Origin of the sequence: Tessaracoccus sp. (assembly GCF_016714275.1) — a bacterium.
Taxonomy (GTDB): Bacteria; Actinomycetota; Actinomycetes; order Propionibacteriales; family Propionibacteriaceae; genus Arachnia.
Genome location: NZ_JADJNP010000005.1, coordinates 44,524 through 55,068, shown reverse-complemented (window position 1 = coordinate 55,068; position 10,545 = coordinate 44,524). Strand labels below are relative to the sequence as shown.

Sequence of the window (10,545 nt, the reverse complement as noted above, 5' to 3'; positions counted from 1 at the left end):
ACAGCACCAACGTCCGTGCCTCTTATGGCGGCGCTGACTCGAAGCAGGTGGCTGGTCGACGCCGTTGACAGTGGCCACCGCCGTACACGCGGTCCTCAAGACCTGAACGACATCCAGCGGAACAGGAGGGCAGCTCGGGCTCGGCTACGAGGACGTGGCGTCCTGGGCATCATCATGCAGTTCCCTGTTCGAGTCGTGGGCAGCGCAAGCGCGCCGGAGCGGCAGACATTAGCCGGAAGCTTTGTGGGGATATGAGCAAAACTAATGACGGCGCATGCGCCAGAGAGCGCCCAGATAGCGAGTCTGTCCCCATCTCACTGGTCGCACACCACGCCTTCGCCCAAGGCGCGCCTGGCTTGAGTCAGTCGGGGAGAAACAAGGAACTTCCGCGATGGCGTCAGGCGACTCAGTCCCCTAGCGAGTCACCACGGCAGCGTGAATCTGGCGTGACTACGCTGCGCGGCATGGCGATCCAAAGCGAGCGTCATGGGTATCACGGGCTGCTCGACGTTGCAGAGGTCTCATCCGACGGCACTCTGAAGATAGTCGAGTACAAGGCAACGCCCCTTAGACATCGCTCAGAAGTAACTGAGCCCATGAAGCGACAGGTTGCGCTCCAGTGGAATGCACTGGAAGAGATGGGCCATTCAGTACAGGGAGCCGAGGTTTACTTCACGACTCAGAAGCGAAGGGTCAAAGTCGAACTCGAACCCGCCGCGTTCGAGGCGGCGCTCATCGATGTCACAGCCACTCGGCTCATTGTGGAATCAGACAAGGCACCGGCACCGTTGGAAGACGACGCACGATGCTCACGGTGCTCCCATGTGAGCCTCTGTCTACCTGATGAGCGGCGCGAGATGAGGACTCAGCGAAGGATTGCGGTTGCCGATCCCGATGCCCAGGTACTACACCTTGCAACCTACGGAGCGCTCGCGTCGATCCGCGATGGACGGATCCGGGTCCGCAAGGCTGGTGAAGAAATCGCCAGCCTCCCCATCGAACGGGTCCATGCGGTGACCGTTCATGGCAACGTGGACCTGAGCAGCGGGCTTCTACGCGAACTCTTGTGGCGACGAATCACGGTTACTTGGTGTTCGAGCAGCGGCCGCATTGTCGGCTGGGCGACAACGGCTGACTCGCCGAACGGCGCCGTACGTGAAGCAGCATGTCGCCTCCGAGCAGGGACGGCTGGATTTAGCTCGTGAGTTCGTGTCCGCCAAGATCCACAACCAGGCGACGCTGTTGCGCCGCCACGGAAATCGCCCAGAAGATGTCCAGTTGCTACGCCGGCTGGCACGACAGTCACTCACAACGGCCGACGTTCCAGCCCTGTTCGGCGTCGAAGGCACCGCTGCCAGAGTCTACTTCTCCGGAGCCAGCACGATGTTGGCCCCGAAGAGCGCCCGGTTTGCCGAGGACTTCCCGGGACGCGTCGGGCGCGGTGCAACTGATCGATTGAACGTGTGTTTGAACTATGTTTACGGTCTTCTCGTAGGCGAATGCCTTCGAGGCATCGTCGCATGCGGACTCGATCCGCACGCAGGGTTCCTGCATAGCTCCCAGCGGAACAAGCCGGCTCTCGCTCTAGATCTGGTAGAGGAATTCCGCTCCCCGATTGGCGACTCAGTCGTGCTGGGCTCGATCAACAATGGCGAGATTAGCGCCGATGGCTTCTGGGATATCGGCGGGTCGATGAAGCTGAAAGACTCCACGCGGAAGGCGTTAATAGCTGCGTACGAGCGCCGGATCACCACGCCGTTCAAACATCCGGTATTCGGCTACCGAACAACGTGGCGACGAGCGGTCGAGATTCAAGCCCGCATGATCCTCGGCGTGCTTGACGGCACACAGGAAAGATATATAGGAATACGAGTCCGATGAGGAACGACGCTCATCGATACCTCATCGCATACGACATTCCAAGCGACCGTCGACGCAGTCAACTGGCAAAAATCCTGTCGGGCTACGGCGACAGAATCCAGTACTCCGTCTTCCTGGTGGACGGCGCTCGCTCAAAACTTATCCGTCTGCGTGACCGCGTTCGCAACGTGATCCAGCAGGATGAGGACTTCTGGTGATCGCCCGCGACCTCGGGATTCTCGACAGAATTGACGCCAACACCTTCCTGGTGATCGGGCGCAGCCGACCGATCACCAGCACCAACTCCCTCGTCGTCTGAAGCCAGCATCAGTCGTCGCGAACGGTCCGGTGATCCTCAGTTGCACCAGGAGGGTTCGTCACATAAATCCGCTTGCCAGGCGGCATTTCCGTTGATTGACAACTCTATAGCGTCAGTTCGCTACCAGATCGAACGCGAGGCTTCGCGGCGGGTCACATATGGCCTAGCCAGCGACGTGTAGAATCGGGAGTTGTTCCCGCTCGTCACCGAGCGGGACTCGTGACCGACCGGTCTCGAAGCAAAGGCATCCGCCCGAGGTGTAAGGTTTCCCGCTCGTCACCGAGCGGGACTTCGTTGACGGCCAGTACTCTAACGCGACGGTCGACGCCGCCTGGGTTGTTCCCGCTCGTCACCGAGCGGGACTTCGTTGACTCGACCTGGCGGAGGAGCTGGTCAGCTACGTCAGTGTTGTTCCCGCTCGTCACCGAGCGGGACTTCGTTGAGGCCACTCCACCAATGTTGCATCTCTGCGGCAAGGTTAATCGTTCCCGCTCGTCACCGAGCGGGACTTCGTTGAGGCTCACGCAGTACGCCAGCCAGGTGTCGCGACGCCTTCGGTTCCCGCTCGTCACCGAGCGGGACTTCGTTGAGGCACCCCGGCACAGGTCATCAGCTGCGCGATCACCGCCCCGTTCCCGCTCGTCACCGAGCGGGACTTCGTTGAGGCAGCGACGCCGTGACCAGGTCGGCGCCGCAGCCGCGGGTTCCCGCTCGTCACCGAGCGGGACTTCGTTGAGGCGTACCCCAGGTAGGTGCAGCATGATCCTCGACGCGCTCGTTCCCGCTCGTCACCGAGCGGGACTTCGTTGAGGCAGCCTCGACCCCATGGCTCTTCGCGAGGTGCTCGGAGGTTCCCGCTCGTCACCGAGCGGGACTTCGTTGAGGCGGTCCGACCCCCGCAACACCGACTCCCTCGCATCGGAGGTTCCCGCTCGTCACCGAGCGGGACTTCGTTGAGGCTACGTCGAGATGCAGTACAAACGCATCCGACAATCAGAGTTCCCGCTCGTCACCGAGCGGGACTTCGTTGAGGCCATGAGTTCCATGAGCACCCTAGATGAGTTGGCAGCCGGTTCCCGCTCGTCACCGAGCGGGACTTCGTTGAGGCGTGTTCCAGGCGACCTCGTCGAGCACCTCGCCGTCGGGTTCCCGCTCGTCACCGAGCGGGACTTCGTTGAGGCGAGCCCGGCGCGTGGGAGACCTGCGTGAAGGCGACCGAGTTCCCGCTCGTCACCGAGCGGGACTTCGTTGAGGCCCGGCACAGCCCATCAGCTCGGCGGCGCTCGCGCGGTTCCCGCTCGTCACCGAGCGGGACTTCGTTGAGGCCGCACCCGGTATGCCGCGTGGGGTCAGTTGGCGTTCCCTGCTCGTCACCGAGCGGGACTTCGTTGAGGCCTGACCGTGATGAACGGCGACCCGCGTAAGCCCGAGATCGGTTCTCCCGCTCGTCACCGAGCGGGACTTCGCTGAGGCTGCGTTCAGGGGCATCTTTGTCCGATGATCGTGGTTCCTGCCTCGTCACCGAGCGGGACTTCTGAGGCTCAGCGACCCTAGACAACGGCGAGGAACTCGTCCCTGGGTTCCTGCTCGTCACCGAGCGGGACTTCGCTGAGGCATCGACCTCTGCCAGGTCCCGGAGGCGTACTGGCCGCGTTCCCGCTCGTCACCGAGCGGGACTTCGTTGAGGCACCGACAACGAAACCTGGCACGGCTCGATCCATCTGCAGTTCCCGCTCGTCACCGAGCGGGAGGACTTCGTTGAGGCGCGAACGCGGCGACCACGGGCTACCCGCGAACGCGGGTTCCTGCTCGTCACCGAGCGGGACTTCGTTGAGGCCGGGTAACGGCTACAATCTTACCGATGCGCTTACCCTGGTTCCCGCTCGTCACCGAGCGGGACTTCGTTGAGGCTCGTCCATGAACGCCTCGAAGCGGACCCGGCGCGCGGTTCCCGCTCGTCACCGAGCGGGACTTCGTTGAGGCCGAAGACGCTCGCGGTCGCGCAGTGGCATACGAAGCGCGTTCCCGCTCGTCACCGAGCGGGACTTCGTTGAGGCCCATCGCGTCGGCGGCCTTCAGCCACTCAGCCCGGAGTTCCCGCTCGTCACCGAGCGGGACTTCGTTGAGGCGAACGCCAGGTCGCCGAAGCCGCCGCGGAGAACGGAGTTCCCGCTCGTCACCGAGCGGGACTTCGTTGAGGCGCCTCATCGGTGTGGGACGACGTGCGGATCGACCGGGTTCCCGCTCGTCACCGAGCGGGACTTCGTTGAGGCTCAGTGTCACCGTTCAGCCGATCAGCGATCTCACCGAGTTCCCGCTCGTCACCGAGCGGGACTTCGTTGAGGCGTCGTGCGACTCACTGAGGAGGAGGCCGCCGCGTTCCCGCTCGTCACCGAGCGGGACTTCGTTGAGGCGCCACTCACACGGCTCCCACAGGCCGACGCCGCCGGAGGTTCCCGCTCGTCACCGAGCGGGACTTCGTTGAGGCCCCAAATGGGTTGCCGCGTACCGCCGCGCCCTCGTGCGTTCCCGCTCGTCACCGAGCGGGACTTCGTTGAGGCCAGGCCCCGGCAGCGCAGCAGCCCCCTGCGCAGGTTCCCGCTCGTCACCGAGCGGGACTTCGTTGAGGCTTGCTGTCGGGGCTGGAGGCTTGGTGACGGTGTTACCAGGTTCCCGCTCGTCACCGAGCGGGACTTCGAGGCGGCACCGCAGCGCACGAGAAGATCCCCAACCAGCGGCGTTCCCGCCCGTCACCGAGCGGGACTTCGTTGAGGCATGAGGCCAGGGTCGCCCGACCCGGAAGACATCCCGTCCCCGCTCGTCACCGAGCGGGGACTCCTGTTGAGGCATCTACGGCAAGCGTGCGTGCCCGTGCCAACGTGGAGGTTCCCGCTCGTCACCGAGCGGGACTTCGTTGAGGCTACGCGGCCGATGGCTCCGCGCAGGCCGCGTACGAGTGATCCCGCTCGGCACCGGGCGGGCCTTCGTTCAGGCCAGCCGACGTCCTGCCACACGCCGTAGGGGCAAGCGGTTCCCGCTCGTCACCGAGCGGGACTTCGTTGAGGCAGGAAGGGCTCATCCCATGAGCGACAAAGTACGCCTCGCGTTCCCGCTCGTCACCGAGCGGGACTTCGTTGAGGCCTCGACCTCACCTGGCCGAGACACACCCCATAAGGAGCGTTCCCGCTCGTCACCGAGCGGGACTTCGTTGAGGCCCTGGAAATACAGCATCGACTCGTTGGTGCCCTCGAGTTCCCGCTCGTCACCGAGCGGGACTTCGTTGAGGCGGCGACGGAGACGTTGACGGAGACGGTGCAGGCGTTCGTTCCCGCTCGTCACCGAGCGGGACTTCGTTGAGGCTCGCCCGACAGTCCCGCGCCGATCTCGCCCGCACGGTGTTCCCGCTCGTCACCGAGCGGGACTTCGTTGAGGCCTATAGTAGCGGTCTAAATGGCGACGCGCCCATACCCAGTTCCCGCTCGTCACCGAGCGGGACTTCGTTGAGGCGATGTCACTACCGGCGCTATCGGCGCATCTGACGCGTTCCCGCTCGTCACCGAGGCGGACTTCGTTGAGGCCTTCGGCGACTCCCCGACGCCGATCGAGTCCGTAGTCGGTTCCCTACTCGTCACCGAGCGGGACTTCGTTGAGGCTCCGTCACGGCCGAGGCCACCGGGGTGCGCCGAAACCGTTCCCGCTCGTCACCGAGCGGGACTTCGTTGAGGCCTCGACAATCCACATGCACGGAGGTGTCCTCGAGCACGGTTCCCGCTCGTCACCGAGCGGGACTTCGTTGAGGCGACTGGATCAAGCAGGCGATCACCGAGGACTCCGAGCGTTCCCGCTCGTCACCGAGCGGGACTTCGTTGAGGCTTGCCCAGGTAGACGTTGGTGAGGGCCTCTCCGATGGTTCCCGCTCGTCACCGAGCGGGACTTCGTTGAGGCTCGTCCGCTGACCAATGGCAACGTCTACCGGCGCGTGGGTTCCCGCTCGTCACCGAGCGGGACTTCGTTGAGGCCCCTACGTCAACGGCGCCGGGCAGGACGTCACCGCCGGTTCCCGCTCGTCACCGAGCGGGACTTCGTTGAGGCACCAGCGGCGCGACGGTCGCCGGGATGGTTCTCGGGGTTCCCGCTCGTCACCGAGCGGGACTTCGTTGAGGCTTCGAGAAGGCCGCCTTCCTCGGCCGCTATCTCAGCGGGTTCCCGCTCGTCACCGAGCGGGACTTCGTTGAGGCCAGGCCGGATCAGCGCACGGATGCGGTCGTGCACGGCCACGTTCCCGCTCGTCACCGAGCGGGACTTCGTTGAGGCGCGCGGACGTGGGTGCAGGAGCCGACGCTGCTGCACGTTCCCGCTCGTCACCGAGCGGGACTTCGTTGAGGCTTCACTGTGAGCAATGGCGCCGCGGAACAGTCCGCGTTCCCGCTCGTCACCGAGCGGGACTTCGTTGAGGCCACGCCGACGAGCTGTGCCCTGAGAAGTCGCTGTCGTCGTTCCCGCTCGTCACCGAGCGGGACTTCGTTGAGGCTCCGCGGCGTGCGACGCACGGGCCGGCGGTCGCGGGTTCCCGCTCGTCACCGAGCGGGACTTCGTTGAGGCGCCGTGACCTGACGCGCAGCCGACGGCGTCAGATGGTTCCCGCTCGTCACCGAGCGGGACTTCGTTGAGGCGAGTTCGGCGGGCTCAGCGCCGGAACGCAGCACCTGGGTTCCCGCTCGCTAACGAGCGGGACTTCGTTGAGGCATGGACGGCCGAGTGATCGATGCGCGGCTCGAGCTGGCTGTTCCCGCTCGCTAACGAGCGGGACTTCGTTGAGGCATCGGCCCCGATCACGCGCGCCACACCGGCCTAGATCGAGGTTCCCGCTCGTCTCCGAGCGGGACTTCGTAGAGGCATATGGGTGGAGGCTGCGAGCAGACCGTGAAGCCCGGGTTCCCGCTCGTCTCCGAGCGGGACTTCGTAGAGGCAGCACCACCCTCGAGGCCGCCCTCACAGGCTCGGCCGTTCCCGCTCGTCTCCGAGCGGGACTTCGTAGAGGCTTGCCGTCGTCCCACAACGTCTTGGTCAGCTTGCTCTGGTTCCCGCTCGTCTCCGAGCGGGACTTCGTAGAGGCCTCGAGGTCAAGCACAGGATCCGCGCGGCCGTGATCAGTTCCCGCTCGTCTCCGAGCGGGACTTCGTAGAGGCCAGTCGGTCTCCGCGCTATTCGAGGCTAGGGCGAGGGCGTTCCCGCTCGTCTCCGAGCGGGACTTCGTAGAGGCAGGAAGGTGGCGTACTCGGCCTCGCCTGCGGCGACGGGTTCCCGCTCGTCTCCGAGCGGGACTTCGTTGAGGCCTGGTGCCTGACCCGCGCAAAGCCAACCGCAGCGGCGTTTCCACTCATCTCTGAGCGGGACTTCGTTGAGGTGTCGAGCGCACCAAGGCCCGGCTCCTGGATCTCTTGTTCCCGCTCATTCTGAGCGGGACTTCGTAGAGGCGTGCTGCTGAACCCCAAGGCCAGCCGAAAACGAGGCCACCTGACCACGACCGGATGGGTGATCTCTGTGGAGGCTGGGCGTTGATCAGGCGGCTTGTCGCTGAGGGTGATGCGGACGGTTTCCGCTCGTTCACGCGCGGGACTGACGAGGCGGCATCCTGGCCACCTCCGAATGGGCACATCGGGTTCCCGCTCGTCAACGGCCGGGCCTGTCGAGTCCGGAACCTGGCGTGGACTAGGCGGGCTCAAAGCGGACCGCGAGAGTCTCGTGGATCGCGCAAACGTCAGTTGCGCCCGTCTCCTCGGTTAGCACTTTGTAGAGGCGTTTGGGCCACAACGCATGGACGCCCCGCGACGTGAACCCGCCACCGACAAGCGGCCAATCAGCGTCGATGAAGCAGAGGGCACCGATGACCGGCACGTCGCCGACGACCTCGCGAACGAGGCCAACCTGCTTGAGGACGCCGTCGACCAGCTTGGTGCAGTCACGTCCGCCGACGAGTACCTTCTCGGTCCTAGGTCGCAGGATGCCGCCCTCGATCCGCAGTTGCGGCCGGCCCCTGTACCGCTTGGCGTCGATCACCCAGACGCCTGCGGTGGTGACGACCATGTGGTCGATGTTGGCCCTCGATCCCGGAATGCGTCGGTCGTGGAGCACGGCGAACGACTCCGACGCCATCGAATCGAGCCGGGCGCCGAGCCGTTCCTCCCCTACAGCGCCGACGGCCCACGCCCTTGTGCTCTGCCTCTCCTCAGAGAGCGCGACCGCCACCCCGCCGAGCTTGCCCCACTTCTGTCGGAGTCGCTCCTCGTCCTTAGCCTTGCGTCGCTCGTACTCACGGCGCGCGGAGGAGCCCGCCGCGCCGGCGTCGATAGCGAACGGTGTCTCGACCGTCGGGACTGACTCCGGCTCACCAGCCGGGGACAACCCAGGCCCAGCACCCGATGTTGCGGCTTCGATGGTTGGTGACGATCCGGCGTCGCCAACCGTTCCCAACACACCCTCAATGGCACGGGCCTCCGGCTGGCAATCCACACAGCGCACCGTCTTCGTCGTACGTTCGTAGATCGCGTCCGCCCGGGTAGGCAAGTCGATTCCGCACACGCGGCAGACTCCCGCATAGCGGAGTTTCATCCGTTTGTCGTCGGCCGCGCCGGGCGACGCCGATGGCTCCATCGCGGAGGCCCCCTCGCAGTGTCGTGAACTCCCTGATCGCCCGTCGCCCCCGCCGGGTCTTCCTCACCTTATCGTTGTGTCCCCGTCACCATCAGAAGGTAAGAACCATCGGGGGCCGCACCTGACTCGAGCTCATTCACAACGAAGCCGCCCTCAGCCGGTTCGGAGGCCAGTACGAAGGCCTCGCGGACTACCGCGGCGGTCTCCTCGACCAGGCGCTCGTCGGCGCTTCTGATCACCGTCAAGGTCCAAGACTCCACCGTGCCGTCGGCGTCGACGGTGGCCGTCAACTCGGCGCCGACCGCGCTGGTCAACCTCAGCGTGACGTATGCGTCCGTCCGGTCGTCTGAGACCAGCCACTCAACAGTGTCCGGGTCCGGGGACGCCCAACCGATGGCCGTCAAGTCCTGCCACAGCTCGTCGAACGTCGGCGAACGCCAACCTCGGACCACGCGCAAGAACGCCGCCGCCGACTCCGCGCTGAGCGGCACCGTGCGGAGACCCGCGATCTCGCCCGTCGCCCAGTCCGGCCAGCTGTCCCGATCCGCGATCAGCACCTGGTCGCGGCTCAACCACGCCAACCTGTCGTCAACCCGCCACAGCGGCTGGCTCGGGATGCTCGCGGGCACCACCTTCGCCGACACCTCGGCGCCCAGCACCCTGCCCCGCCAACTGTCGGCAAGCCGGAGCGGAGGCAGGAACTCGCCGTCGAGGAGCCACTTGCGCATCGCCTCCGTCGCAGCCCGCATGTCGTCCTGCAGCTCAACCAGGCGATAGCGGAAACCCTCTGGGCCCGCATCGCCGCCATACCAAGCCGACATCGCCCCGAAGCTCCACATGCGCAGCGGCCCAGGCTCGCCGAACGCGGCCGTCATCGTCGCCCCCGGAACGTCCCGGCCCGGCCTCACCCGACACAGCCTCACGACGGCGCTCGCCACGCGGTTATCGATCAGCCGAATGCGCACCGGAACCCCCGACGGCGTGGCAAGGACGACGCCGTGCCGCCAACGCCGCGGCTCGCCGGGCACGATCACCCCCGCCTTCCCCAGCAGAGTGAGCGCGTCCTCGAGCGTCGCGCCGCGCTGCTTCGCGAGCTGCGAGAGCAGGGCGGTGGCCTCGGCGGGGTCCGGGTCGGGCGTCGTCGGGATATCAACCCACTGCCCGCCAACGGTGACCTTTCCCGCGGGCGCCTCATCGAACTCGACGCTGCGCGTCCGGCTGCGCATCTGGACGAACGTGAACGACCGACTCCCCCGCAACCAGCAGCCCGGCGTCGCCTCCTCCCCCAGCTCTTCCGCGAAGAACGCCAGCGTTTGTGCGTAACGCTCATCGTCGGCATCCGCCGGCTTTCCCGGCGGATGAACGCCCGGCTCCAGGAAGAAACTCACGCTGGCCGGCGATTGGCCACCCGTGCGCACGAACGGGCTGACCGGTCCGTCCTCCGGCCTCGACCAGGTGCCGTCGGCATCGGGCGCAGAGCCGTCATCGACGAAGCCGCCGTCAACCAGCCACTTCCGCACCTCCGCACCCGCCAACCATGCGGCGGCCACCCGGCGCAGCCGAAGGATCGAATACTGCGGCCGAAGCCACACCTCGACGCCGTCGGAGTAGGCGCTGACATGGATCTCGTACGGCCCGTGAAACCACACCTTGAGGCTGCCCGACGGCTTGCCCAGCGCCCGGCTGATCGCTGGCCGCAGCTTGCGCATCAA

The 10,545-nt window shown here is 65.8% G+C and carries 3 protein-coding genes, 1 pseudogene and 3 CRISPR repeat arrays; of the genes and pseudogenes, 2 read left to right on the top strand and 2 right to left on the bottom strand.

The window, feature by feature from the left end; translation table 11 throughout:
• Positions 1-251 precede the first annotated feature (251 nt).
• Together cas1 and cas2 are read left to right on the top strand one after the other, a co-directional pair.
• Positions 252-1,881: pseudogene (cas1, locus tag IPJ61_RS22395) on the top strand (CRISPR-associated endonuclease Cas1).
• The gene (gene cas2, locus IPJ61_RS18340; RefSeq protein WP_297111206.1) at positions 1,878-2,078 is read left to right on the top strand and encodes a CRISPR-associated endonuclease Cas2; all 201 of its coding nucleotides are present in this window, start codon (positions 1,878-1,880) and stop codon (positions 2,076-2,078) included. Before cas1 ends, cas2 begins: the two are co-directional and overlap by 4 nt.
• A 366-nt stretch (positions 2,079-2,444) precedes the next feature.
• Positions 2,445-3,652: direct repeats of the CRISPR family, unit length 36 nt; unit sequence GTTCCCGCTCGTCACCGAGCGGGACTTCGTTGAGGC.
• Between the two features lie 327 nt (positions 3,653-3,979).
• A CRISPR array of direct repeats spans positions 3,980-4,954; the repeat unit is 36 nt; unit sequence GTTCCCGCTCGTCACCGAGCGGGACTTCGTTGAGGC.
• A 109-nt stretch (positions 4,955-5,063) separates the two neighbouring features.
• A CRISPR array of direct repeats spans positions 5,064-7,587; the repeat unit is 36 nt; unit sequence GTTCCCGCTCGTCACCGAGCGGGACTTCGTTGAGGC.
• A gap of 304 nt (positions 7,588-7,891) precedes the next feature.
• Here cas2 and IPJ61_RS18335 read toward each other — a convergent pair.
• Both IPJ61_RS18335 and IPJ61_RS18330 read right to left on the bottom strand, forming a co-directional pair.
• The gene (locus IPJ61_RS18335) at positions 7,892-8,833 is read right to left on the bottom strand and encodes a nuclease-related domain-containing protein (protein WP_297111202.1); all 942 of its coding nucleotides are present in this window, start codon (positions 8,831-8,833) and stop codon (positions 7,892-7,894) included.
• Positions 8,834-8,901: 68 nt separating this feature from the next.
• Complete coding sequence (locus IPJ61_RS18330; protein WP_297111199.1) at positions 8,902-10,542, bottom strand: hypothetical protein; 1,641 nt, start codon at positions 10,540-10,542, stop codon at positions 8,902-8,904.
• Positions 10,543-10,545 lie beyond the last annotated feature (3 nt).

Bases quoted from the DNA above. Each gene is read 5' to 3' on its own strand.
- IPJ61_RS18330 (WP_297111199.1), bottom strand. From the start codon at position 10,542: ATGCGCAAGCTGCGGCCAGCGATCAGCCGGGCGCTGGGCAAGCCGTCG.
- IPJ61_RS18335 (WP_297111202.1), bottom strand. From the start codon at position 8,833: ATGGAGCCATCGGCGTCGCCCGGCGCGGCCGACGACAAACGGATGAAA.
- cas2 (WP_297111206.1), top strand. From the start codon at position 1,878: ATGAGGAACGACGCTCATCGATACCTCATCGCATACGACATTCCAAGC.